The following is a 24621-nucleotide window of genomic DNA, read 5'->3' as shown; positions in this document are numbered from 1 at the left end:
CGATTTTATTCAAATACATCAATTAAGCGTTCAAGTGCATCCGGCTTATTATTTTGCTTTTGCGTGTTTGAAGAGTCTGCAGGATCTGGAGCCTGTATTTCTTCTCCAGGCAGGTCATCAAAGTCACGTTCTGGTACCCGTACTGGTGCAACTGGTGCAGGGCGGTACAATGGACGAGCCAATGGGGGAGAAGAGCGATCTTCTCTGACTGGTTCGCCAACAGTGATAGTCTGGGTGTGGTTGGTTGGTGCTTTGGCATTTTTATCGAAATGGACCCATGCTGCTGGTGTGCCTTTTAAGGCATTGCCCATAAAGTTGGTCCAGATCGGTAAAGCTGCAACACCCCCATATTCACGACGACCCAGTGTAGTAGGCTGGTCAAAACCGACCCATGCCACAGTCACCAGCTTGCCATTGAATCCGGAAAACCAGGCATCTTTAGCATCATTGGTGGTCCCTGTTTTACCGCCAATATCGCCACGACCAATTTTAAGTGCCGCACGGCCTGTACCTTGCTGAATCACATCACGCAGAATATTGGCCATGTCATAAGCAGAGCTGGATTTTAAAATACGCTGTGCCTGACGATATTGACTTTTCGATTCATCCAATTGCAGTTTCGCCAGTTCTTTTTCTGCTTGCAAAGTTTGATTGGTGACTTCAATCACTTCATCATCTGGAGTTGCTGGTTCGGCTGATTCCTGTTCTGGATCATTTTGATTGATACAAGAAATACACGCATATTCTGGATTGCTTTGATAAATCACTTTGCCATAAGCATCTTCAATGCGATCAATAAAATGCGGCTGAATACGGTAACCCCCATTGGCAAAGGTTGCATAACCGGTTGCCATTTGAATCGGGAGAACTTGCGGTGTGCCTAGCGCAATAGTGTAATTCCGTGGAATTTGATTTTCGTGCAGACCAAAATCCATGAATAATTGGCGTGTACGTTCAATTCCGACAGTTTGTAATAATCGAACAGAAACAGTATTTCGAGATAGGTACAAAGCACGACGTAAAGGAATCATGCCTAAATAACGCCCATCCGAGTTCTTCGGCGACCATTTGCCAATCGTAATCGGACTGTCATTGACCATGCTATAAGGCGTCATGCCACGTTCAAGTGCCAACGCATAAACAAAGGGTTTAATGATTGAACCCGGTTGGCGCCAGCCTTGAAGTGCACGATTGAATTTGGATTGGTAAAAATTGTATCCACCAACAATGGCTTCAATTGCACCGTTATTTGGATTGATCGCGATCAGTTGCCCTTGCGCTTTAGGGACTTGTATCAGTGCCCATGAGGTTTTATTGTCATTGGGACGTAATCGAATAATATCTTTAAGTTTAACAATCTGAGAAGCCTGACGTGGGGCAGGGCCGACACTGTTAGCATTTCTATAAGGATAAGCCCACGACATACCTGACCAAGGCACAGTCACGGTAGAGCCATCTTGCATCAGTGCATCAAAAGAATTGCTGTTTACTTTAATCACTTTCGCGGGATAAGTGTTTGCGTAAGCGCTAAATTCGCTAAGCGGTTTGTCATTTGCTTCAGCACCGCGCCAGCCATGGCGACGATCATACGCCTCTAAGCCTTCTTGTACTGCCTGTTCTGCATAGGCCTGGCGTTTGCTGTCAACGGTTGTATAAACTTTATAACCAGAATCAGTGGCTTGTTCGCCAAATTTTTCAACCAGTTCCGAGCGAACCATTTCCCCGACATAGGGATATTTGTTATTAATGCCGCGGTCTGGCATATCCAGATTAACCGGTTCGGCAATGGCTTTTTGATACTGTGACTGGTTGATATAGCCCAATTGCAGCATACGTCCAAGAATCCAGTTGCGACGTTCCAACGCGCGTGTTGGATTGGCCACAGGATTATATTTAGATGGTGCTTTGGGTAGGCCGGAAATCATCGCCATTTGGGCAATGCTCAGCTGATCCAGGCTTTTGTTGTAATAAATTTTCGCTGCGGCAGCAATACCGTAAGCATTTTTCCCCAAGAAAATTTTATTCACATAGAGTGTTAAAATCTCTTCTTTGCTTAAGTTTTGCTCTATTTTACGAGCAAGGAAAATTTCTGTAAGTTTTCGTTTTAGTGTTCGTTCAGGACTTAAATAATAGTTTTTTGCCACTTGCATGGTGATGGTTGAACCACCCGTTTGCACGTTCGATCCCGTGATCGTTTCACTGACTGCTCGTCCTAGGCCTTTGAAGCTAATGCCGCTATGTTCAAAGAAAGAGGAGTCCTCAGCTGCAAGAAAGGCAGAAACAAATGGTTTGGGGATTTGTTTGTATTCTACAGGCACAGATAACTTGCCACCATACTCTGCAATTAGCTCATTATCGGCACTGTACACTTGCAAGGGCTTGAGTAACGGCGCCTTTTTTAAAGTGGTCATTTTAGGTAAGGATGGGGCAATATAGAGATACATGCCATAGAATCCCATCGGAATTGCGACCAAGGCTATAATTATGATCAAAAAAAATGGATGAACATGGCCCGAACGAGATAGCTTTTTCATAACAAGTAAGTTTTAATAAGAGCTAATGGCAAACTAATTGGCGGTCAGTATAGCCTTTACACATACAGATTGTTAGATGCGTTATTGTATCTGTATAAAATTATAGACCAAGACTGATTAGTAGGTTACTTTTATTGGGGATAAAAAAATAATAGGAATTATATAGTGCTCAGGTTATATCGTAAGCCGAATAAGGGGTTAATTGGAGTAGATATTAGTTCTACTTCTGTTAAGTTGTTAGAACTTTCTGTTAAAAGCGGTAACAGGTATTGGGTGGAGAGCTATGCGCTGGTGCCTTTACCTGAAGGCAGTGTGGTCGAAAAAAATATATTAAATCCAGAGGCGGTCGGGGATGCATTAGAGCGAGCACTCAATCTAGCCAATACCCAATCTACAGCTGCAGCACTTGCAGTTCCAACTTCAATGGTCATTACCAAAACGATTGAGATGGATGCAGATATGACGGACGATGAACGTGAAGTTCAAATTCGTATGGATGCAGAGCAATATATTCCTTTCCCATTAGATGAAGCCAGTCTTGATTTTGAAGTGTTGCCGGAGCGTTTGGCAAACCCGAATCGAGTCAATGTGCTTTTGGTTGCGACTCGTCTTGAAAATGTAGAAGCACGTTCTGAAGTGCTGGAACTTGCTGGTCTAACTCCCAAAACTGCTGATGTTGAAAGTTTTGCAATCGAAAATGCGTATCAAGTATTTTCCGATACTTTGCCTATGGGCGTAAATACAGTCGGTATTTTAGATATTGGTCATACCATGACCACCTTATCGGTGATGCAAAACAATAAAGTTATTTATACGCGTGAGCAGGTGTTTGGCGGAAAACAGCTTACTCAAGAAATTCAAAACCGTTATGGTTTGTCTTTTGAAGAAGCTGGCCGTGCCAAGAAAAGTCGTTCATTGCCTGATGATTATGATGTTGAAGTTTTAGAACCCTACTTGGAAGCGGTGGTTCAACAAGCAGCACGCTCATTACAGTTCTTTTTCTCATCTTCACAGTTCAATGAAATTGACCATATTTTATTGGCAGGGGGTAATGCCAATATTCCGGGGCTCGCGAAGCTGCTACAACAAAAATTGGGTTATCGTGTGACTATTGCCAACCCATTTTTACAAATGGGCTTTTCTCCACAAATTGATATTAAAAAGATAGAGAACGATGCTTCCTCACTCATGGTGGCATGTGGTTTGGCATTGAGGAGTTTTGATTAATGGCGAGAATTAACCTGCTCCCTTGGCGTGATGAGCTAAGAGAGAAAAGAAAAAAAGAATTTATTACAATTTGTATAGGAATGGCATTAATCGGGGCTTTAGCGGTCACCTTGGCATGGTTTTATTATGGCCATAAACTTGAAGATCAAGAACAAGCGAATCAACTTATTACCAGTACCAACCAAAATCTGGATGTGCAATTAAAATCCCTGGAAGGTTTGGAAGCTCAGCGAAATGCCATTATTGAACGCATGAAGTTGATTCAAGGTTTACAAGGGCAACGACCGATTGCGGTTCGCCTGATTGATGAAATGGTACGTGTTACGCCAAGCAATTTGTACATTACCAAATTCGTCCGTACCGGCGATAAATTTACCCTTGAAGGCAAGGCAGAAAGTCCGAACACGGTTGCAGAATTTTTGCGTAGTTTGGAAGCATCAGCTTGGTATAGAAATGCCTTTATGAATTCTTTTTTAGCCGTTGAAGAGCAAAAAGACAAGGCACCTAGTTCTGTGGTTCCTCGTATTGAAGAGCGTTATGGCGCATTCGTGATTACTGCTGACTTGGATCAAATCGCACAACCGGTAACGCCAGAATTACAACAAAATCCAGCTAATTCAACAGCGGGGGCAGCACAATGAGTCTCGACGAATTTGATGAATTAAACCCAAATGAAGGTGTTGCTGCTCCTAAAAAGAAGATGACCTTAGATAAGTTTCTTCAGCAGTTCAATACCTTGGATATGAATAACTACGGCAGCTGGCCATTATCCGTTAAAATCACTTGCTGGATTTTAATTGTGATGATGATTGGTATTCTGGGATATTTTGCGCTGATTAAAGGTCAAATAGAGGCCATTTCCAATGCCAGCGCTCAAGAGCAAAATTTGCTGAATGAATTCCGTGAAAAAGATTCAAAGCTTCGCAATTTGCAACAGTTACAAGCGCAGTTACAAGAAATGGAAGCGAATTTTAATCAGCAACTCGAACAGTTACCTAAAGAAACGGAAATCCCAGGATTGGTTGAAGATATCAACGTCAGTGGGGTGAATTCAGGTCTGAAATTTAAAAATATCCGTTTAGAAAATGAAATTAAGCAAGAGTTCTTTATTGAGCAGCCGATTTCGATTGAAGCAACAGGTGACTATCATGCCTTTGGTTCTTTTGTCAGTGGTATAGCTGCACTTCCGCGTATTGTCACTTTGCATGATTTCGAGATTACGGGTACGGAAAATAAAGAGAAAAAAACCGATATTCCTCAAATTACCTATAACGTGAAAGCCAAAACCTATCGTTATATCGGTGCTACGGATACTCAAGCAGCAGATGCGAATTCAACTGCTACAGCTGGAGGGGCACAGTAATGAAAATAGAAAAAATGACTTTGAGCCTGATTTTGGGCTTGTTACTGGTGGGGTGTGATTCTCGTATTGATGCGGTCAATGAGCAAATGGCAAGTATTCGTAATCAGCCGCCATTACCGATTGAACCGGCACCGGTTTTTCCACCTGTGCCAACATTTGACTATGCAGCCCATCAGCTGAAAAGCCCTTTTTTGCCGAGTTCACTGGCTGCTGAATTGAGAATTATGGCAGGAAAACGTGTCTATCCTAACTTGTCACGTCAACTGCAACCTTTGGAAAGTTATGCCATCGAATCCTTAAATATGAAGGGGAGTATGCGTAACCAGTCCGGGCAGATCCTGGCATTAATTCAAACACCAGATGGTGAAATAGAACGCGTACAACGTGGTAGCTACATGGGTGTGAATCATGGTCGTGTGGTGAGTATCACGCCAACACAAATCGATCTTATGGAAATTATTCCAGATGGACGGGAAGGATATGTAGAGCGTCCAAGAAGTCTGATATTAATTGGACCAGCGCCTTAAGTTTAAAGGAATAAAAATGAATAACAGTTTGAAAGATTTTATATTTGGGGATGGCAATACAATGAACCATTTGTTCCGTCAATTTTCTATGGGTGCTGTGGCAATAGCAGTAATGCAGGTTGCCAATGCACAAGTCAGTATTACCAATATTGTACCGATGCAGGTTGCAGGTCAGGGTACAGAAATTCGTGTCATGTTTAACGGCTTGCCGCCACAGCCGCAAGCGTATCAATTAGAGCAGCCATCACGTCTGATTCTGGATTTTGATAAAGCACAGCAAAATTTAAAACAAAATAGCATTGCAGTTGCAACTAAAGAAGCAAGTTCAGTTGATGTGAGTTCTGATGCTCAACGTTCACGTTTAACGGTGAATTTGGCGGATGCCGGTGCCTTTACCACACGTGTGGAAGGTAATACTTTTATTTTAAAAATTAATTCGGCTGCGGGTAATAATGCATTTGCTCCTCAGCAGGTCGCAGCTCAGAGCCAAGGATCAACCCAAGGCATTTCCAATATTGGCTTCCAGCGCGGTGGTCAAGGTGAAGGGCAGGTTGTGATTGATTTGCTTGGCACAAACACACAGGTTGATGTGCAGCAGCAAGGCAGTAAAGTTGTTGTACGCACATTAGGTAGTAAAGTTCCTGCACATTTGGCGCGTCGTTTGAATGTCAATGATTTTGCAACGCCAGTTTCTACGATTGATGCAAATAATAATGGTGGAAATGGTGTAATCACCATTCAAACTGCTGGTAGCTATGAATATATGGCCTATCAGGCGGACAATAAACTGACCATCAGCTTAAAACGACCTGAAGATAAAAATCCGCTTAAACCGAAAGCGGCTAATAGCTATACCGGTAAAAAGATTTCACTAGATTTTCAGGATATTGAAGTACGTCGTGTGCTGCAGTTATTGGCAGACTTCACTGAAATCAATATGGTGACCGCTGATACGGTACAAGGTAATATCACCTTGCGCTTAAAGGATGTACCTTGGGATCAGGCACTAGATATTATTCTAAAAACCAAAAATTTAGATAAACGTCGTAATGGTAATGTCATCTGGATTGCCCCAGTTTCTGAATTAATCAAAGCAGAAGATGACGAAGTTAAGGCAATTGCACAAAGTGTCAAGTTAGCACCGATTCAGACAGAATATATGCAATTGAGTTATGCAAAAGTAACTGATATTGAAAAATTAATTACACAAACTAAATCATCGAATAACAATAGTACTACTGGTGCTAGTAATTCAGGTGAAAGTTTATTAAGCCCTCGTGGATCAATATCAGTTGATGCAAGAACAAATACATTAATAATTAATGATACTGTACAAAATATTGATAAAGTGAGAAAAATGATTGATTTGCTGGACGTCGCAGTGAAGCAAGTAATGATTGAAGCGCGTATTGTGACGGCGGAAACTGATTTTTCCCGTGAGTTAGGTATTCGTTGGGGGCTTCAACGAAATAATCCAAGTTTGGCTTTAGGTGCAAATGGCTCAAATGTTTGGGGCGGAGATTATTCTCCAAAAATTGATTTAGGTGTTGATTTAGGTACAGCAACAGCTGGAACATTTAATTTTGGTCTATTAAAAATATCTGATTATATGTTGAATCTTGAATTAACTGCGTTACAAGCAGATGGTCATGGTGAAGTAATTTCTGCACCTAAAGTCTTAACAGGTGATAAACAAAAAGCTAAAATTTTACGTGGTTCACAAGTCCCATATCAAACGTATAGTGCAGAGTCGGGAACGACGACCAGCTTTGTAGATGCAAATTTAGAACTCGAAGTTACGCCGAGTATTACTCCAGATGGTAAGGTTCAAATGGCATTGAAGATTACAAAAGACTCTTTGGGGCAACTGACACAAGCTGGCTTTTTGATTAATACTAATGAACTTGAAACCAATGTTTTGGTGGGGGATGGTGAAACGATAGTATTAGGTGGAGTTTTTGATGATGTTAAGCAAAACTCAAGCACTAAAGTACCTTTCTTAGCAGATTTACCAGTTATTGGTAATATCTTTAAAAATAATATTCGTAATTCTCAACAAGCGGAATTACTAATCTTTGTTACACCACGAATTGTTAATGACAGTGTTTCAAGAAATCATTAATATATTTTGAATTTAGCAAAATAAATAGGTGACTCCTTGCCAAGCAATGAGTTTGAAACCCTGCCAAATATTTATTTGGTAGGGCCAATGGGGGCTGGGAAAACAACTGTTGGTCGACATTTAGCGGAACTGTTAGGTCGAGAGTTTCTTGATAGTGATCATGAAATTGAACGCAAAACAGGAGCGACAATTCCTTGGATTTTTGAAAAAGAAGGTGAAAAGGGATTTCGTAACCGTGAAACAATGGTGATCGATGAACTCACTGCTCACACACAACTGGTTCTGGCAACTGGTGGTGGCGCAGTGACCCAAGCGCTCAATCGCGAGTTTTTAAAACAACGCGGAATCGTTGTTTATCTCTATACTCCTGTTGAAATTCAATTACAGCGTACCTACCGGGATAAAAACCGTCCTTTATTGCAAGTTGAAAACCCTGAACAAAAGTTACGTGATTTATTGGCGCTTCGTGATCCTTTGTATCGGGAAGTTGCGCATTATATTATTGAAACCAACCAGGGGGCTGCTCGTGATTTAGCCCAAAAAATCTTACATCTGATTGTTTCTCAAGAAGCAGATTTAGTCTAATTAACGGTTTTAATTTCATGCAAACTTTACATGTTGAACTCGGCGATCGCCGCTATCCTATTTTTATTGGCAGTGATTTAAATCCACAATCATTACTTGAACCTTATATCAAGGGTAAGCAAGTGATGATTGTGACCAATACAACGGTTGCACCTTTGTATTTAGAACATTATGTGACTGCAATTGAAGCTTTAGGGAAAACAGTTGCAACATGCATTTTGCCTGATGGTGAAAAATATAAAAATATTGAACATTTAAATTTGATTTTTGACGCTTTATTGGAAGCCGGATTTAACCGAGATGCTACCGTTCTGGCACTGGGGGGTGGCGTGATTGGCGATATGGCTGGTTTTGCCTCTGCCTGTTTCCAACGCGGCGTATATTTCATTCAGGTTCCGACCACGCTTCTGTCGCAAGTGGATTCAAGTGTGGGAGGAAAAACCGGTATTAATCATCCATTAGGTAAGAACATGATTGGTGCTTTCCAGCAGCCACAAGTGGTGTTGGCCGATATGGCGCAATTAAGCACTTTGCCTGATCGAGAACTGTCAGCGGGTCTGGCAGAAGTGATTAAATATGCCTTGTTGGGTGATCTGGATTTTTTGCTTTGGCTCGAAGAAAATATGGATGGCCTGGTCGGGCGTGATTCGGCATTACTGGCTGAAGCAGTTTACCGTTCATGTGTACATAAGGCGCGTATCGTTGCGAATGATGAAAAAGAGCAAGGCGAACGTGCTTTGCTTAACTTGGGACATACTTTTGGTCATGCTATCGAGTCTTACTTAGGATATGGCGTTTGGTTACACGGTGAAGCGGTCGCAACGGGTATGGTGATGGCTGCGGATTTGTCGCAACGCATGGGCTGGATTTCAGCGGAAGATTTAGAACGTACAAAAAAAATCATTCAACGTGCCCATTTACCCGTAAAATGCCCAGCTATTCCACTTGATGAATTCCTCGCATATATGACACATGATAAAAAAGTGCTGAATGGACAGTTACGTCTGGTTCTAATGAAATCTTTAGGACAGGCTGTAATTAGCAAAGAATTCGATGTGGAATTGATGAAACAAGCGATTTTAGCGAATCAAGAGAAGGCATAAGTCATGGCAACCCTCCGTACACAATGGCAACGTATTCAAAACTATATCTGGCTGGTGTGTGGGTTGGTGTGCCTGTTTGCAGCACTTATTTTTTGGGCAATTACCGATAGTGATGCTTTGGTAGAAGTAGAAAAATCTGCTGAAACTGAATCTGAATTACAAATTCAACCGGAAAAAGTTGCTGCAACCAGCCTTCTTGGCGCACTTCAAGAAGAAGTACGTCCTTTGGAAATGACCACACGTGTGGTCAATACGGGAAGCTATGAACCCGAATTTCGTGGCAGTAAATTTATCAGTGATAATAAAAACGCCACCACGATTGAACTGTTTCGAGCAAGCAAAGATGATGTGATTCGAAGTTTTCTAAAAAAACAGTCTGATCGTAAGAATTTTTTCTACATTCGCTTAAGTGGCGAAAATCAAATTGAACAATATGTTCTGCTTTATGGGATCTATCGAAATAGCGATCAGGCAAAACAGGCCCTTCAACAATTGCCGTTCCAGTTTCCCAAGTCTATTCAAGCTCAAGTTCAGAATATTGAAGATTATGCTGCCTTGGTCAATGATATGGGCGCAGATGAAATGGGCTCGAATAGCAAACTATATGCAGTCAATTTGAAGTCTGCACCATTGCCTCGCATTGATGAAAGTCTATTGGTCGTACCTAAACCCAAACCGACTGTACCCGTGGTTGACCCTAAAGCAACAACTACTACAACTGTTACGCGTCGTGATGAAGAAGGAAATGTGGTTGATGTTCAGCAGTCACATTCCTCAGTTGAACCTGCGCCGAAAAGAAATGGCAATAAAGCAGCAGAAACTGAAATTAGCGATCCATTTAATTAGAAATAGAGTTCTAAAATAGAGCAAATTAAGCTATAAAAATAATTGAATGCACAAAAATAGTGCGAAAAATGCTGCCAAAAAAATAAGCTAACTGAGATGAAGCTTTAATGTTTCTATATTTAAAACATTTAGCTTTATCCTTTCTTAATTGGCATCATTTTTGCTTTATTGGTGCATGAATTGAGTTATTGTCCCTATTTTGGCGCGAAAAGATTCAAAGATTGTGCGAAGTTGCTGAATTTGCCTGCTTTAAAAAAGTGCGTAACATCAGTAAAACATTTTTGTAATTGATCCATGCATAGAAGATGAAATGCGATTATCTTAAGTATGTGAAGAAAATGATTCTGCCCAGTCTTGATCTGCGTGTGAGTAAATTGGACTAAATCGCAAAGAAGATATTTGATTGTTAGATGCCCGCTTTATGGGCCATGTTGAAAGAAGGGTACGCTATGCACATGCCATCGCCTAATACTGTAGCTCCCGCTCAAGGTTTATACCAACCGGATGAGTTTAAAGATAACTGTGGTTTCGGTTTAATTGCCCATATGCAGGGTGATGCAAGCCATGATCTGGTCAAGACCGCGATTCATAGCTTAAGTTGTATGACCCACCGTGGTGGTATTGCCGCAGATGGCAAGACAGGTGATGGTTGTGGTTTATTGCTGGCTATGCCGAAAGCATTTTTCCGTGAAGAAGCAAAAAAACTCAGTGATATCACTTTAAGTGAAGTCTTTGCAGTCGGTACGGTATTTTTAAATCTAGATCCTGCAATTGCTGCGCATTCAAAACAGGTTTTAGCCAAAGAAATCGAATCTGAAGGCTTAAAAGTTCTTGCTTGGCGTGTGATCCCAACCAATGTCGATGCTTTGGGTGAAATTGCACTTCAATCGATGCCGGCATTTGAACAGATTATTGTCAATTGCCCAATGGGTGTGACTGAAGTTGAATTCAACCGTAAATTATTCCTGGCACGTCGTCGTGCGGAACAATTACTGAGCAATGATTCTTCATTCTATGTCACAACATTGTGTTCAACAGTCATCACCTATAAAGGTTTGATGATGCCTGAAGCAATCGCAGACTTTTATACCGATTTAGCAGATCCACGTTTGGAATCACACATTGTGGTCTTCCATCAGCGTTTCTCGACCAATACATTACCGCGTTGGCCTTTAGCGCAGCCGTTCCGTTATCTTGCACACAATGGTGAAATCAATACCATTACTGCAAACCGAAACTGGGCAATGGCGCGTTTGCCAAAATTTGAAAACCCATTACTTCCAGGTTTAACTGAACTCAATCCAATCGTGAACCGTACCGGTTCGGATTCTTCAAGCCTGGACAATATGCTTGAAATCTTGGTCGGTGGTGGTATGGACCTGTTCCGTGCGCTACGTATGCTGGTTCCCCCTGCTTGGCAAAATGTTGAAACTTTAGATGCCGATCTTCGTGCATTTTACGAGTTTAACTCTAAGCACATGGAAGCCTGGGATGGTCCTGCAGGCCTGGTAATTCAGGATGGACGTCATGCCATCTGTATGCTGGATCGTAACGGTTTGCGTCCTGCACGTTGGGTAATCACTAAAAATGGTTATATCACTCTTGCATCAGAAATTGGTGTTTGGGGCTATCAACCTGAAGATGTGATTTCTAAAGGTCGTGTGGGTCCAGGTCAAATTTTGGTGATTGATACGCTCACTGGTAAATTGCTTGATACTCAAGATGTCAGCAACCATTTGAAAAAAATGCGCCCTTACCGTGAATGGTTACGTGAAAATTCAATTCGTCTACAAGGTAGTCCAGAACTTGAAGAATATTTATGTGATCAAGGCTTAAAAGGCGATGCGCTCAAAGCCTCACAAAAAATGTTCATGGTGACCTTTGAAGAACGTGATCAATTACTTCGTCCAATCGCGGAAAGCGGTCAGGAAGCAGTCGGCTCCATGGGTGATGATACGCCAATGGCCGTATTGTCCCGTCAGGTTCGTCATGTGTCGGATTATTTCCGTCAACAGTTCGCTCAGGTAACTAACCCACCGATTGATCCATTACGTGAATCGATCGTGATGTCTCTAGAGACATGTTTGGGTCGTGAGCAAAACGTATTTGAACAAAGTCCTGAACATGCAGATCGCCTGATCATTTCAAGCCCGGTATTGTCAAACTCAAAAATGCACCAAATGCGTACTTTGGGTCGTAAAGGCTACGAAATTGCCGACATCGACTTGAACTATGTGGCAAGCGAAGGTTCGCAGGCGGCGATTGCGCGTATCTGTGAGGAAGCGGCTCAAGCGATTCGTGATGGCAAAACTTTACTGGTGCTGTCAGACAAGAAAATTCGTGAAGGTTATTTACCCGCCAATGCCTTGATGGCGACAGGTGCGGTGCATCATCACTTGATTCAAGCCGGTTTACGTACCGATGCAAACATCATTGTAGAAACCGCTTTGGCGCGCGATGCACATCAATTTGCCGTGATTCTGGGCTTTGGTGCCACTGCGATTTATCCATACCTAGCTTATGACGTGATCAATGACTTGATCGCGAAAGGCGAGTTGTTGGGTGACCCAATTCATGCCCAAGCGAATTTCCGTAAAGGCATTGAGAAAGGCCTGCTTAAAGTGCTTTCTAAAATGGGTATCTCAACTGTTGCGTCTTATCGTGGTGGTCAGTTATTCGAAGCCGTAGGTTTGTCCAATGAAGTGGTTGATAAATGCTTCACTGGCGTGCCAAGCCGTATTCAAGGGGCAACATTTGCTGACCTTGAAAATGATCTTAAAAAATTGGCTGAAAATGCGTGGAAAGCCCGTAAGCCGATTGATCAGGGTGGTTTGCTGAAATTCGTATTCGACAAGGAATATCACGCATTTAACCCAGACGTGATCAATTCTCTACATAAAGCAGTACGCTCAGGGGATTATGCTGACTTTAAAGAATATGCAGAATTGGTCAATAACCGTCCGATTACCACGATTCGTGATTTATTCAAACTGAAAACAGACAATTCAATTGCGCTCGACCAAGTGGAATCGGTGGAAGAAATCTTGCCACGTTTCGACTCTGCAGGCATGTCTTTAGGTGCATTGTCACCGGAAGCGCATGAAGCGATTGCAATTGCCATGAACACCATTGGTGGTCGTTCAAACTCGGGTGAGGGCGGTGAAGATCCTGCACGTTATGGCACCATCCGTAACTCGAAAATCAAACAGATTGCATCAGGTCGTTTCGGTGTAACACCAGCATATTTAACGTCTGCTGAAGTGTTGCAGATTAAAGTGGCGCAAGGTGCGAAACCGGGTGAAGGCGGTCAGTTACCGGGTGGTAAAGTGAATGGCTTAATTGCACGTTTACGTTACTCCGTTCCGGGTGTCACTCTGATTTCACCACCACCGCACCATGACATCTACTCAATTGAAGATTTGTCACAATTGATCTTTGACTTAAAACAAGTCAATCCTCAAGCAATGGTGTCAGTAAAACTGGTTTCTGAACCGGGTGTAGGGACAATTGCGGCAGGTGTAGCAAAAGCATATGCCGATTTCATTACCATTTCTGGTTATGACGGTGGTACTGCGGCTTCTCCACTTTCCTCAATTCACCATGCAGGTTCGCCATGGGAGCTGGGTCTGGCTGAGGCGCATCAAGCCCTTCGTGTAAACGACCTTCGTGGCAAAGTGCGTGTACAAACCGATGGTGGTTTGAAAACAGGTTTAGATGTGGTTAAAGCAGCGATTCTGGGTGCAGAAAGCTTCGGCTTTGGTTCTACGCCAATGATTGCACTCGGTTGTAAATACCTGCGTATTTGCCACTTGAACAACTGTGCAACCGGTGTAGCAACTCAGCAAGACCATTTACGTCAAGAGCATTATATTGGCGAGCCAGAAATGCTAATTAATTTCTTCCACTTTATTGCAGAAGAAACCCGTGAATGGTTAGCGGCTTTAGGCATTTCGAGCTTGAAAGACTTGATTGGCCGTACAGATTTGCTTGAAGTCTTACCGGGCGATACAGATAAACATGCTCATTTAGATTTAAGCGCCTTGTTAACCTCACATCCTTCTGCTGAAGGTAAAGCGCAATATTGCCAAGTTCAAGGTAATACACCATTTGATAAAGGCTTGCTTGCAGAGAGAATGGTTGATGAGATGCTTCCGACTATTGAAGCAGGTAATAGTGGTGAGTTTAACTACAATGTGGTGAACTGTGACCGTTCAATTGGTGCACGTATTTCAGGTGAAATTGCGCGCCGTTATGGCAACCTGGGGATGGAAACACATCCTGTTGTCATGAATCTGAAAGGAACCGCAGGTCAGTCACTCGGTGTTTGGAACGCTGGCGGTTTGCATATCAAGCTTGAAGGTGATGCCAACGATTACGTCGGTAAAGGTATGGCAGGTGGCCGTATCTCGATCTTCCCGCCAAAAGGTTCGCCATTCCAGACGCAAAATACCGCAATCATCGGTAACACATGCTTGTATGGTGCAACTGGCGGTAAAATCTTTGCTGCAGGTACTGCAGGCGAACGTTTCGCAGTGCGTAACTCGGGTGCATTTGCCGTAATTGAAGGTGCGGGCGATCACTGCTGTGAATATATGACTGGTGGTATTGTGACTGTACTGGGTAAAGTCGGTCATAACTTCGGTGCAGGTATGACAGGTGGTTTTGCTTATGTACTTGACCTTGATAATGACTTCGTTGACCACTATAACCATGAGTTGATCGAGTTAAACCGTATCTCTACAGAAGCGATGGAAGAACACCAAGAGTTCTTGTGCCGCATCTTGGATGAACATATTGCTGAGACAGGTAGTGCTTGGGCGTACAAGATCCGCAACGAGTTTGATTTTTACAGCCGTAAATTCTGGCTTGTAAAACCAAAAGCTGCTAATTTGCAAACGCTTTTGAAAACGACTAAAGCTGATCCACAATAATTCCACGACGAACCGATTTGATAGGCAGGTGTAGCGGATAAATAAACCGACTGCACCTACCCACGGAGAGAGACATGGCAGAGCGCCTAAACAATGACTTTCAATTCCTGGATGTAGCACGCCAAGATCCAGAGAAAAAAGATCTAACTGTCCGCAAAGCAGAGTTTGTGGAAATTTATAAACCTTTTACAGCGGAAATTGCGAGTAATCAATCGCACCGTTGTTTAGGCTGTGGTAATCCGTATTGTGAATGGAAATGTCCGGTACATAATTACATTCCAAACTGGTTAAAACTAATTGCTGAAGGTCGTATTTTTCAGGCAGCTGAACTTTGTCATCAAACCAATACATTGCCTGAAGTGTGTGGTCGTGTATGCCCGCAAGACCGTTTATGTGAAGGTGCTTGTACCCTCAATGACGGTTTTGGTGCAGTTACTATTGGTAATGCTGAAAAATATATCAATGATACCGCTTTTGCTTTGGGCTGGCGTCCAGATATGTCCAATGTAAAATGGACGAATAAAAAAGTCGCGATTATTGGTGCAGGTCCTGCCGGTTTAGGCTGTGCAGACATTTTGGTGCGTAACGGTGTTAAACCGGTTGTATTTGATAAACGTCCTGAAATTGGCGGTTTGCTAACGTTCGGTATTCCAGAATTCAAAATGGAAAAAGACGTTATGAAACGCCGCCGTGAAATTTTCGCGGGTATGGGTGTTGAATTCCGTTTAAATACTGAAATTGGTACAGATATTACCATCGAGCAACTTCTTGCCGATTACGATGCCGTGTTCATGGGTATGGGAACATACACCTACATGAAAGGTGGTTTCGCGGGTGAAGATCTTGATGGTGTGTATGACGCGCTTGATTTCTTGATTGCCAACGTGAACCGTACCCAAGGTTGGGAAAAAGACGTTGCTGAATACATCAGCGTTGAAGGTAAAAAGGTGATTGTACTGGGCGGTGGCGACACTGCGATGGACTGTAACCGTACTTCAATTCGTCAAGGCGCTGAATCAGTAGTCTGTGCTTACCGCCGTGATGAAGAAAATATGCCGGGTTCTCGCCGCGAAGTGAAAAACGCACGCGAAGAAGGTGTGGACTTCATGTTCAACCGTCAGCCCATTGAAATTGTCGGTGAAAATGGTAAAGTGACTGGCGTTAAAGTGGTCACTACCCAATTAGGCGAACCTGATAGCCGTGGCCGTCGTAGTCCAGAACCAGTTCCGGGTTCAGAAGAAGTTTTAGCTGCCGATGCAGTACTTTTAGCTTTCGGTTTCCGTGCCAGCCCTGCAGACTGGTTTGCGGGTGCAAACATTGGTCTGGACGGTTCAGGTCGTGTGGTTGCTGCTGAAAAACAGCAATACCGCTTCCAGACTTCTAACCCGAAAATTTTTGCCGGCGGTGATATGGTTCGTGGTTCTGACCTGGTTGTGACCGCAATCTGGGAAGGTCGTGAAGCCGCTGAAGGTATCCTGGATTACTTGGATATATAAGCAGGATATTTCATCTGATTAAGCTTTAAATGAATTTTAAAAACCCACTTCGGTGGGTTTTTATTTTGAGAAAATGAGAAAATGAGAAAATGAAAAAGTAGTAAATGTAATGTAGATTCTCGCCCTTTGGGAGAGAGTTGGAGAGATGGAACGAATCTAAAAAGTGGCTTGTGAGAATCTGAAAACACATCGGATGAAGAAGAGGAAGCGTTTTACAAGAATAAACTTTTGAACCTTTTCGCTAATTCAACAAGCGCTTTTGCCATATCTGCTTTAAAAAATGCTGTCCATACTGATGTCATTGTCCGATCAAATTTTCAGGATTAACAACATGACACAAGTGGCGACAGAAAAATCATATCTAAATCGTCCCAAAGCGATCGGGATTACAGTCAGAAAACTACAATTTAACCCAAAGGCCATTCGCCGGCATTATTTCGCCAATTCTCCAGTAATGTCACATATGCTCACAGCACTTTCTTCGACATTTCCCATTGGGGAGCAATTCTTTGTGCATAGCGTTCGTAATGTGCGTGATAAAGTCAAAGATGAAAAGTTGCAGGCACAGATCACGGCTTTTATTGGACAGGAAGCGATGCATTCCAAAGCGCATGCCGAATTCAACGATGCATGGCGAAGTGATGATTATCATTTAGACCGGTTTCAGGCTTGGCTTGCACGTAAAAATGAGTATGTTAAAAATCTGCATCCTAAAATTCAACTGGCCATTACCTGTGCTTTTGAGCATTTCACTGCCTTGCTTGGTGGATATATTCTTCGGCATCCGGAAGTTTTAGCCACTTTAGATGATGATGCCGTAAAGCTTTGGGTTTGGCATGCCATTGAAGAAATTGAACACCGCACAGTGGCTTTTGATGTGTATCAAGCCGTATATGGCGATGATAAAATTCGATGTATGATCATGCGAAGTGTCACCACAGGTTTTGCCAGCCTCACTTTTTATTCTGCAACGCGGTTGTTTCTACAAGACAAAGCTAAAAGTTTACCTAAAGTGGGCGGCAATGTTTTTGGTCTTTACTTGCTCGGCAAGATGTTTATCCAGCTTTTGCCAGAATACTTGTCTTACTTTAAAGCTGATTTTCATCCTTCAGATATTGATTACACTAAAATTGTGAATTATTGGAAAGAGCGCTTGGCAGAAGATTATCAGCTGGAAAGTTTTCAACATGAATTAAAGCCAGTTTAACTCGGTTCATGAATGAAATAAAAAAGGCGAACATCTCTATTTGCCTTTTTTTATGCAAGCTCTGAAGTACTGAAATTAAACAGAACTAGGCTTAAATATGTTTACAATAAAAATATTCAAACAAATACAAAGAAATATAGAGGATATAGATATATGAATGTAATGAAAAAAAGTTTAGTTACTATGGCTCTTGTCAGTACTTTAACGTTATCGGGTTGTGGCTATAACACGTTACAAGTCAAAGATGAGGCGGTGACAGCATCTTGGTCTGAAGTACAAAACCAATATCAACGCCGTGCAGACCTTGTACCTAACTTGGTCAATGTGGTGAAAGGCTATGCCAAACATGAAGAGCAAGTGCTGACAGAAGTCACTCAAGCCCGTGCCAATGTTGCAGGCCTAAAAGTAGATAAAGAAGTTCTGGAAGATCCTGTCTTATTCCAGAGATATCAAGAAGCACAGGCGCAGATGACCAGTGCATTATCACGTTTAATTGCGGTGTCTGAAAATTATCCTGACTTAAAAGCCAATGAACAATTCCGTGATTTACAAGTCCAACTCGAAGGCACTGAAAACCGGATTGCAGTTGCGCGTAATCGTTATATTACCACCGTTCAAGACTTCAACTCCTATTCGCGCCAGTTCCCACAAGTCATGACGGCTAAAGTCATTGGCATGGATACCAAGCCGAACTTTAGTGCAGAGCAAAGTGCACAAAACGCACCTAAAGTATCTTTCGACTAAATCATTAATTGCTGAATAAGGATTGCCGATGTCTGATTCTTATAAACAATACATTTCACCCATAAGGAGATTAGTGGCAGTTTTCTTACTGAGCTTTAGTGCGCTGATGTGTTCACTTAGCTGGAGTGAAGTTGCAACTGCTACAGATGATAGTACTGATGCTGTAGTAGTCGGTAAAATTATTCAGGATCAACAGCAGACCTCTCAGAATCAAACAGCCAGCAAAGAGAATACTGAAACCACGGTTCAATCACCGTCAGTTGCCAATGATATGGCAGAGGATGAATCCATTCGTGGACTGCCCACGCTAAATGCGCCCGTTGTGGATCAGGCAAACTTATTAACAGAAAGTCAGAAACAGGAAATTAGCCAACGGATTTTAGCGCTACATGAACAAGGCAAGGCACAAATTGGTGTGGTAATTGTTCCAAGCACAGGGCAAGAAGATATTTTCGACTTTGCCATGCGAGTTGCGGAAAAATGGCAATTGGGTTCAGCAAAACAGGATAATGGTTTGTTGATGGCGATTGCTGTGAATGATCGTCGTATCCAAATTCTGACAGGTTATGGTTTGGAAGGTGTGATACCGGATATTGTGGCAAGTCGGATTATTCGAAATCAGATCACGCCTTATTTTAAACAAGCTCAATATGCACAGGGGATTGATGCGGGTTTGGTTGAAATAGAACGTATTTTAAATATGGATCCCGAGGTAGCGCAGAAGGCAGCTGAAGAACTTAAAGAACGCCAACAACAAGCTTTGCATGAACAGCAAGCCAAAGAGAAAACTTTTAGTACTGCATTATTTATTTTGATTGCGGGGATTATCGGTTCCTTTATTTTTGGCAAGGGTTTAAGTGCATCGACTGCAGCGGTGGCTGGAACAGTCGCTGGATTAGTGAATGGTGCAGGATTAGTCACCAGTTTATTGATTGGCGGTGGGATTTTCTTTTTACTGATTACCGCTATTGCACAAACCATATTCCATCTGTTTTTGGCTTCTGGTGGGGGGCGCGGAGGTCGAGGCGGAGGCGGCGGCTTTGGGGGTGGGGGCGGATTTAGTGGCGGCGGTGGCGGCTTTGGCGGTGGAGGGGCATCAGGCTCATGGTAGTAAAAACAGAAACGACAGAGATTGTTACGCAACCTAAAATAGAAGAAGTAAACCAACCAAGCTTTAAGCGCTGGTTAAAGCATTTTCTCTATATGCCTGCGGCTAAACGTTATTTTTCCAAGCAGGATCAACATGTAATTGCCCAAGCTGTTACTGAGGCAGAGCATGGGCATGTGGGTGAAATTCAGGTCGTGATTGAAGGTTGCATTCCAGCTAATCAAGCTTATAACCAAAATACACGTATCCGTGCACAACAACTTTTTGCTGAACTGGGTGTATGGGATACTGAATATAATAGTGGTGTACTTTTATATTTAAATTTGTGTGAACGAAAAGTAGAAATTGTGATTGATCGGGGAATAAGGAAAGCAACGGAACAAGTCGTTTGGGATGAAATTTGTCAAAGAATGATTAAGCAACTTTCACGACACCAATATCGAGATGCTGTGATGACAGGTGTATTAAGCATAGGCGAAGTATTAAATGAGTTTTATGCGCACTCAACAACGGATCAGTATAATGAATTAAGTAATAAGCCAATCATATTGGGCTAGGAAATGGTAGCTAAGTGACAAAAAATGTCATTTTTTTACTAAAAAAAACATTAAAACTACGTTGTAACAATTTTATTTTTACAAACTGCTGTTTTTTCTGTAAATTTTATTATAATCATTTTTGGCACAGTTTGTGCTAACTATAAATTAAGCTAAATTAGCTTTACAAAGCTTATAAATAAACAAAAAACATTTGTGGAGAATGTTATGAATGCTCAAAAAGGTTTTACTCTAATTGATACTCCATAAGTGTCCATATAAAATGAACAATCCATAAGTAAGTCAATATGGACATAAAAATAATAAATTTGATATGAAGAATACATATTATCTTTTTCTACTTTTTTCACTCTCTGCTTTTACTCATGCTCAAAAACTAGATTTAATTCAATATTCAGATATTTCATCAATTCCTCAAATTGCTTTGAATCCAAAAATCCAAACAGAACTTCAAACATTGTTAAAGCATGATTATCTAAAATTTCAATCTAATTTCGATAATTACTCAGCGCCCTATTTACTAAAAACAGATGAGGCTCTGTATTATGAAGGTCGGTCTGGAAGCAGTTCAGATGCTTCATCAGCGATTGTTTTTAAAGATGGGCGATTGTTTGCTGCAATTTATTTTGCCAAAACCAAGACGTTAAAATACTTTAGCAATGATGCAAGTTGCTCAAAACAGTTACATCCTGCGATTCAAGTCTTTGCTCAGCAGCGTGAAATTTAAAGTATTGAGTATGTGACAGCAAGAGTGGAAAGCGCTTTAAAATATCATCTTGGTTTAGCTGCTCAATGTGAGGCTTACTATAGAAAAACTAAAGAAAGGAAACTCAAGCTTTTTGAACATCTAAACTAAGATGAAAAATCTATAATGGCTCAATGGAAAGGTAAGTGAGCCGTATAAAATAAATGGGGAATATTTTTCCTTCAATGAGCTTAGTCGGACGCTTGTCGAAGCCATTGTGTGACAATATACTCCTATGGACTAACTTATACTCAACTTGCACAAATTATGTTGCGTAACGTATGTAACAACTTGAAATTGTTAAAAAATAGGATAACTAAAAATGCAACCGACTGAATTAAAAAAATTACCAGACTGGTTATTAGAACAGTTACCCCAAATGACTGAACGAGCAATTTTATCACTGCGAGATACGAAACTTGTCGTCACTTACCCCGATCGTATGGAAGCAATTCACGAAAGCTAAAAGACGTACAACACCAGATCCATCATGTCAAACCGACAGATTTACAGATTCTACCAGAGGTTTATCAATATTTTGGTGAGGATAAAGAAAATGGTTGCCTATTTTTTAAAACCTCTGAGCATCTTTCTAGTAATTTGTTTTCCTATACCGATCAAAATAAATTTGAGCATTTACAATCTGCTTTACAGACTGCCTTTGAAAATGAGCAAGCATATCTCGCAAATCCAACGGACTTTTTAACTGCCTATCATTTTATTGATACACACCCAGCTTTTTGGACGGTTACTGGCGATGTACCATCATGGCACTGGAATACATGGGGGCATTGCCAAAATGTTTATCACGGTGCATATAATGATGAAGATGATGGGAAATTAGTGATTTATTTAGAGACTGGCTCACATCTCAATAAAGTAGAAGATGGTGGTAAATTATACCAAGAGCATTATCATGATTATCGTTTAGATGTTTGGGCAGATACGTTTGAACAGGCGTTTATCAAGTTGGCCGCAATGGTGTATAAGTTTTTTGACCATCAAGGTGTTGAGCGTCCAGATGTGCCACATATAAAACCAGCATGGGTTCTGGAGCTTGATGAACGAATTGCAGAATTTAAAAAATGGAAAGATGAGGAGCTGTGAGTATTCACTATAGGGGGGACGTCCACGAGTTGTTAAAGTATGTCGTTTAAAACTTCTGCCAATGTTTGACCATTGTTACGATTGATCAATCTGGCAGACATGCCAAATGTTGTTGGCCCTGTAAAATCTGCAAGTGCTGTATCCCCAATAAATAAAACTTCTGAAGCTTGGCAATCTACTTGGTCAATGAGTGATTGATAGATTTTCGGCTCAGGTTTAATTGCAGCAACTTCATAACTCCAAGCATAAGCATCAAGGGGCGGTAATAATGAAGAAACAATTTTTCCATATGGCGTAGCTAAATTTGAGCATAATGCCAATTTAATCCCCAATTTCTTTAATTCTTCCAAAGTTGATAAGGTATCTTCATACAGTGTAATAGAGCGTAACTCTTCATCTAAATCATGCTCAAGTTCTTGCAGAAATTGGTCTGGAATATTTACTGCTAATCGCTTTGCAAGCTCTGCCAAATTTAAATTGTGGGACATAATAAATTTGGCATCATCAGGTTTTGGTTGTCGCCCATTTCCTTTTAGCCATTTCATTAATTTTCTATATGGGGAACGTCTTTCCCCTATTTTTACAAGTGTACCAAACACGTCAAAAGCAATGACCGATGGCTCAATATGACTTGCTTTTATCGATGAATCCATATTTTTACAACCAATTAAATTAAGTTTCACTTTTAATCGAGATTACAATAAGAGGGTCAGTTAAAAATTAAGGGAGATATTTGATATCTCCCTTTGTTTATTTTATTCACTAAAGTTTGCAAACATAATTTTAGGAAAGTTTTTCATAAAGTGACGTCTAACATGATTGAAATCACTAAGATCATGTTGATTTTTTTCAAAATAATTAACCCAGGCCAAAGTTGCATCTTGGTCATTTAAGTTAGGATTAACATTCAGGAATAAAGCTAAATCAAATGTACGGTCAATATTAAACTCTTTGATTAGAGCAACAGCAGTTGAGCGGACTTCTTCTGAAACAAAGAACTTTGGAGAAAAATAGTTATTCATAGCTGAACTCGCATAGAAATTATATAATGATATTTAGAAAGGTTAACTTGTTTCACTATGAAACAAAATAACCTACTATAGGTTAAATTATCATTCTAAAAATTATTTATCAAGTTAAATTAACTTACTGTAGGTTATTATTTTGATTTGAAGGTTGCTATGATTAGATGTAGATTGTCAGCTTTAATGGGTGAACGAAAAATTTTAAAGTTAAGTGAGGTAGCTCAGGCGACCAGTATTAATCGCAATACGCTAACGAGTCTTTACTATGACCGGGCAATACGAATTGAACTTTCGGTTGCTGATACCTTGTGTAAATATTTTGATTGTAATATGCAAGATCTATTTGAATATACTAATGGGGATGAAGAAAGGGATGACACTTAGTAAAATGTCATCCCTTTTTTTAAAGCTGAATAGGATGTTTTAGATACAACTCAGGATCATTCCAAATTGTCTGAATGTATTCTTTTTCTTTGAAATCACGCAATACTCTTGCCCTCATACTTGAGAACTATTATTTAGATCAAACCTTGCCTGTATACTACTTTACCTAAAACTATTATTTCTGACTCGTTCACCGTATTGTCAGGATGAGCTGAATTGTCTTTAGTTATTTCAATCAACCCATTAGCGCTACGGTGTAAACGAACAGCCATTCTTTCACCGTAGAAATATATTAAATAAATTAATCCCGATATAAAGTATTTATCTGACGTATCAACTAAAACTAAATCATCATTAAAAAGGGTTTCCTGCATTGCATCCCCCTTAATCTTAAAAACGCTTAGTATATCTACCTCATTTAAGTGATTTTTAGTGCAAAATGATTTAGAGAGGATAATTTTATCTCCATCATTATTGCTAAAAGATATAACCTGATCGCCATCTAAATCATTTATATCAAGAGAACAAAGATCACTTTTACTGAAAATCTGATCACTTATATCAAGCGCTTTTAAGATTTTCATATATGTAGCTTGACGTGGTTTTGCGGTACCAACTTCATAATCAGAAATTTGTTTTCTTGAAATACCAACTATATTAGCCAATCCTTGTTGAGATAGCCCTCGCTGTGATCGAAAAAACCTTAAACGCTCAGAGAAATCAGCAACCATAAAAAATCCTTGACAGTTATCAAAACCTATCATAAATTATCAATTGCTATCTTGATGGTTATGAAAGGAGTTACCATGTACACATGTTCTTATGATGACGAATTAGCAAATATTGTCAAGGCTGCTGCAAAACGCGAAAACCGCACATATCGCGGTCAATTCAACCACTATTTAAAATTGATTCTTCAACACGAAGGTCTTTTAGAAAATCCAGACAATAAAAAAGCAGATTGCACTCGCCAAAGTAACCAATCTGCCCACGTTCAACCCTAACCAAAG

22 protein-coding genes and 2 pseudogenes are annotated in these 24621 nt (G+C 41.0%); 19 read left to right on the top strand and 5 right to left on the bottom strand.

All coding sequences use genetic code 11. The features are described 5' to 3' along the window. Window positions 1-5: 5 nt before the first annotated feature. Entirely contained in the window at window positions 6-2534 is a 2529-nt protein-coding gene (ponA, locus tag E0H81_RS08455; RefSeq protein WP_131318155.1) for a penicillin-binding protein PBP1a, read from the bottom strand. Between the two features lie 165 nt (window positions 2535-2699). Here ponA and E0H81_RS08450 point away from each other — a divergent pair, with 165 nt between their 5' ends. The 17 genes and pseudogenes from E0H81_RS08450 to E0H81_RS16170 all read left to right on the top strand — a co-directional run bounded on the left by E0H81_RS08450 (window position 2700) and on the right by E0H81_RS16170 (window position 22202). Next, window positions 2700-3761 (top strand): pilus assembly protein PilM, encoded by a 1062-nt coding sequence (locus tag E0H81_RS08450; protein WP_131318153.1) that lies wholly within the window; start codon window positions 2700-2702, stop codon window positions 3759-3761. Beyond that, window positions 3761-4402, top strand: a complete 642-nt coding sequence (locus tag E0H81_RS08445; protein ID WP_131318151.1) for a PilN domain-containing protein — start codon at window positions 3761-3763, stop codon at window positions 4400-4402. The genes E0H81_RS08450 and E0H81_RS08445 overlap by 1 nt, the downstream gene beginning before the upstream one ends. Next, entirely contained in the window at window positions 4399-5124 is a 726-nt protein-coding gene (locus E0H81_RS08440; RefSeq protein ID WP_131318149.1) for a type IV pilus inner membrane component PilO, read from the top strand. The genes E0H81_RS08445 and E0H81_RS08440 overlap by 4 nt, the downstream gene beginning before the upstream one ends. Beyond that, the gene (locus tag E0H81_RS08435; RefSeq protein WP_131268410.1) at window positions 5124-5651 is read left to right on the top strand and encodes a pilus assembly protein PilP; all 528 of its coding nucleotides are present in this window, start codon (window positions 5124-5126) and stop codon (window positions 5649-5651) included. The genes E0H81_RS08440 and E0H81_RS08435 overlap by 1 nt, the downstream gene beginning before the upstream one ends. A 16-nt stretch (window positions 5652-5667) precedes the next feature. Beyond that, window positions 5668-7773 (top strand): type IV pilus secretin PilQ, encoded by a 2106-nt coding sequence (locus E0H81_RS08430; protein WP_131318147.1) that lies wholly within the window; start codon window positions 5668-5670, stop codon window positions 7771-7773. A 36-nt stretch (window positions 7774-7809) separates the two neighbouring features. Next, the gene (gene aroK, locus E0H81_RS08425; protein WP_131318145.1) at window positions 7810-8358 is read left to right on the top strand and encodes a shikimate kinase AroK; all 549 of its coding nucleotides are present in this window, start codon (window positions 7810-7812) and stop codon (window positions 8356-8358) included. Between the two features lie 17 nt (window positions 8359-8375). After that, complete coding sequence (aroB, locus tag E0H81_RS08420; protein ID WP_131318143.1) at window positions 8376-9461, top strand: 3-dehydroquinate synthase; 1086 nt, start codon at window positions 8376-8378, stop codon at window positions 9459-9461. Window positions 9462-9464: 3 nt separating this feature from the next. After that, window positions 9465-10307: a hypothetical protein gene (locus E0H81_RS08415; protein WP_131318141.1), complete on the top strand. Its 843-nt coding sequence runs from the start codon at window positions 9465-9467 to the stop codon at window positions 10305-10307. A gap of 455 nt (window positions 10308-10762) precedes the next feature. After that, entirely contained in the window at window positions 10763-15238 is a 4476-nt protein-coding gene (gene gltB, locus E0H81_RS08410) for a glutamate synthase large subunit (RefSeq protein WP_131318139.1), read from the top strand. Window positions 15239-15312: 74 nt separating this feature from the next. After that, on the top strand, window positions 15313-16734 hold the full coding sequence (locus E0H81_RS08405; protein WP_131318137.1) for an FAD-dependent oxidoreductase: 1422 nt from the start codon (window positions 15313-15315) through the stop codon (window positions 16732-16734). Between the two features lie 331 nt (window positions 16735-17065). Beyond that, entirely contained in the window at window positions 17066-17941 is an 876-nt protein-coding gene (locus E0H81_RS08400) for a metal-dependent hydrolase (RefSeq protein ID WP_131318135.1), read from the top strand. A gap of 153 nt (window positions 17942-18094) precedes the next feature. Next, on the top strand, window positions 18095-18685 hold the full coding sequence (locus tag E0H81_RS08395) for a LemA family protein (RefSeq protein ID WP_131318133.1): 591 nt from the start codon (window positions 18095-18097) through the stop codon (window positions 18683-18685). A gap of 28 nt (window positions 18686-18713) precedes the next feature. After that, a complete protein-coding gene (locus E0H81_RS08390) occupies window positions 18714-19796 on the top strand; it encodes a TPM domain-containing protein (protein WP_131318131.1) in 1083 nt (360 codons plus the stop codon). Further along, entirely contained in the window at window positions 19790-20350 is a 561-nt protein-coding gene (locus tag E0H81_RS08385; RefSeq protein WP_131318129.1) for a TPM domain-containing protein, read from the top strand. Before E0H81_RS08390 ends, E0H81_RS08385 begins: the two co-directional genes overlap by 7 nt. A 313-nt stretch (window positions 20351-20663) precedes the next feature. After that, window positions 20664-21206: pseudogene (locus E0H81_RS08380) on the top strand (hypothetical protein). A 211-nt stretch (window positions 21207-21417) separates the two neighbouring features. Beyond that, a complete protein-coding gene (locus E0H81_RS16175; protein WP_244926523.1) occupies window positions 21418-21561 on the top strand; it encodes a hypothetical protein in 144 nt (47 codons plus the stop codon). Window positions 21562-21695: 134 nt separating this feature from the next. Then, entirely contained in the window at window positions 21696-22202 is a 507-nt protein-coding gene (locus E0H81_RS16170; protein WP_244926522.1) for a hypothetical protein, read from the top strand. A gap of 32 nt (window positions 22203-22234) precedes the next feature. On the opposite strand, the gene E0H81_RS08370 is transcribed toward E0H81_RS16170, so the two are convergent. Next, on the bottom strand, window positions 22235-22855 hold the full coding sequence (locus E0H81_RS08370; RefSeq protein WP_131318202.1) for an HAD family hydrolase: 621 nt from the start codon (window positions 22853-22855) through the stop codon (window positions 22235-22237). A 102-nt stretch (window positions 22856-22957) separates the two neighbouring features. Next, window positions 22958-23224: a hypothetical protein gene (locus tag E0H81_RS08365; RefSeq protein ID WP_005024237.1), complete on the bottom strand. Its 267-nt coding sequence runs from the start codon at window positions 23222-23224 to the stop codon at window positions 22958-22960. Between the two features lie 159 nt (window positions 23225-23383). On the opposite strand from E0H81_RS08365, the gene E0H81_RS08360 reads away from it, so the two are divergent. Next, a complete protein-coding gene (locus E0H81_RS08360) occupies window positions 23384-23611 on the top strand; it encodes a helix-turn-helix domain-containing protein (RefSeq protein ID WP_004994336.1) in 228 nt (75 codons plus the stop codon). A gap of 19 nt (window positions 23612-23630) precedes the next feature. Here E0H81_RS08360 and E0H81_RS16400 read toward each other — a convergent pair. Then, window positions 23631-23738: pseudogene (locus tag E0H81_RS16400) on the bottom strand (Arc family DNA-binding protein); the annotation flags it as partial. 7 nt (window positions 23739-23745) lie between these two features. Next, window positions 23746-24342, bottom strand: coding sequence for a LexA family transcriptional regulator (locus E0H81_RS08355; RefSeq protein ID WP_165492610.1), 597 nt, complete (start codon window positions 24340-24342; stop codon window positions 23746-23748). Window positions 24343-24417: 75 nt separating this feature from the next. Between E0H81_RS08355 and E0H81_RS08350 the strand changes: the two genes are divergently transcribed. Further along, window positions 24418-24615 (top strand): hypothetical protein, encoded by a 198-nt coding sequence (locus E0H81_RS08350; RefSeq protein WP_131318125.1) that lies wholly within the window; start codon window positions 24418-24420, stop codon window positions 24613-24615. Window positions 24616-24621 lie beyond the last annotated feature (6 nt).

This window comes from Acinetobacter terrestris, from assembly GCF_004331155.1.
In the GTDB taxonomy this organism is placed as follows: domain Bacteria; phylum Pseudomonadota; class Gammaproteobacteria; order Pseudomonadales; family Moraxellaceae; genus Acinetobacter; species Acinetobacter terrestris.
The sequence above is the reverse complement of the archived record's forward strand: the minus strand, read 5'-3'. Positions and strand labels throughout refer to the sequence as shown.

Excerpts from the sequence above, each read along its gene's own strand:
- ponA (WP_131318155.1), bottom strand. The coding sequence starts at position 2,534 with ATGAAAAAGCTATCTCGTTCGGGCCATGTTCATCCATTTTTTTTGATC.
- E0H81_RS08445 (WP_131318151.1), top strand. The coding sequence starts at position 3,761 with ATGGCGAGAATTAACCTGCTCCCTTGGCGTGATGAGCTAAGAGAGAAA.
- E0H81_RS08440 (WP_131318149.1), top strand. The coding sequence starts at position 4,399 with ATGAGTCTCGACGAATTTGATGAATTAAACCCAAATGAAGGTGTTGCT.
- E0H81_RS08435 (WP_131268410.1), top strand. The coding sequence starts at position 5,124 with ATGAAAATAGAAAAAATGACTTTGAGCCTGATTTTGGGCTTGTTACTG.
- E0H81_RS08430 (WP_131318147.1), top strand. The coding sequence starts at position 5,668 with ATGAATAACAGTTTGAAAGATTTTATATTTGGGGATGGCAATACAATG.
- aroB (WP_131318143.1), top strand. The coding sequence starts at position 8,376 with ATGCAAACTTTACATGTTGAACTCGGCGATCGCCGCTATCCTATTTTT.
- E0H81_RS08415 (WP_131318141.1), top strand. The coding sequence starts at position 9,465 with ATGGCAACCCTCCGTACACAATGGCAACGTATTCAAAACTATATCTGG.
- gltB (WP_131318139.1), top strand. The coding sequence starts at position 10,763 with ATGCCATCGCCTAATACTGTAGCTCCCGCTCAAGGTTTATACCAACCG.
- E0H81_RS08405 (WP_131318137.1), top strand. The coding sequence starts at position 15,313 with ATGGCAGAGCGCCTAAACAATGACTTTCAATTCCTGGATGTAGCACGC.
- E0H81_RS08400 (WP_131318135.1), top strand. The coding sequence starts at position 17,066 with ATGACACAAGTGGCGACAGAAAAATCATATCTAAATCGTCCCAAAGCG.
- E0H81_RS08395 (WP_131318133.1), top strand. The coding sequence starts at position 18,095 with ATGAATGTAATGAAAAAAAGTTTAGTTACTATGGCTCTTGTCAGTACT.
- E0H81_RS08390 (WP_131318131.1), top strand. The coding sequence starts at position 18,714 with ATGTCTGATTCTTATAAACAATACATTTCACCCATAAGGAGATTAGTG.
- E0H81_RS08385 (WP_131318129.1), top strand. The coding sequence starts at position 19,790 with ATGGTAGTAAAAACAGAAACGACAGAGATTGTTACGCAACCTAAAATA.
- E0H81_RS16175 (WP_244926523.1), top strand. The coding sequence starts at position 21,418 with ATGCAACCGACTGAATTAAAAAAATTACCAGACTGGTTATTAGAACAG.
- E0H81_RS08370 (WP_131318202.1), bottom strand. The coding sequence starts at position 22,855 with ATGGATTCATCGATAAAAGCAAGTCATATTGAGCCATCGGTCATTGCT.
- E0H81_RS08365 (WP_005024237.1), bottom strand. The coding sequence starts at position 23,224 with ATGAATAACTATTTTTCTCCAAAGTTCTTTGTTTCAGAAGAAGTCCGC.
- E0H81_RS08360 (WP_004994336.1), top strand. The coding sequence starts at position 23,384 with ATGATTAGATGTAGATTGTCAGCTTTAATGGGTGAACGAAAAATTTTA.
- E0H81_RS08355 (WP_165492610.1), bottom strand. The coding sequence starts at position 24,342 with ATGGTTGCTGATTTCTCTGAGCGTTTAAGGTTTTTTCGATCACAGCGA.
- E0H81_RS08350 (WP_131318125.1), top strand. The coding sequence starts at position 24,418 with ATGTACACATGTTCTTATGATGACGAATTAGCAAATATTGTCAAGGCT.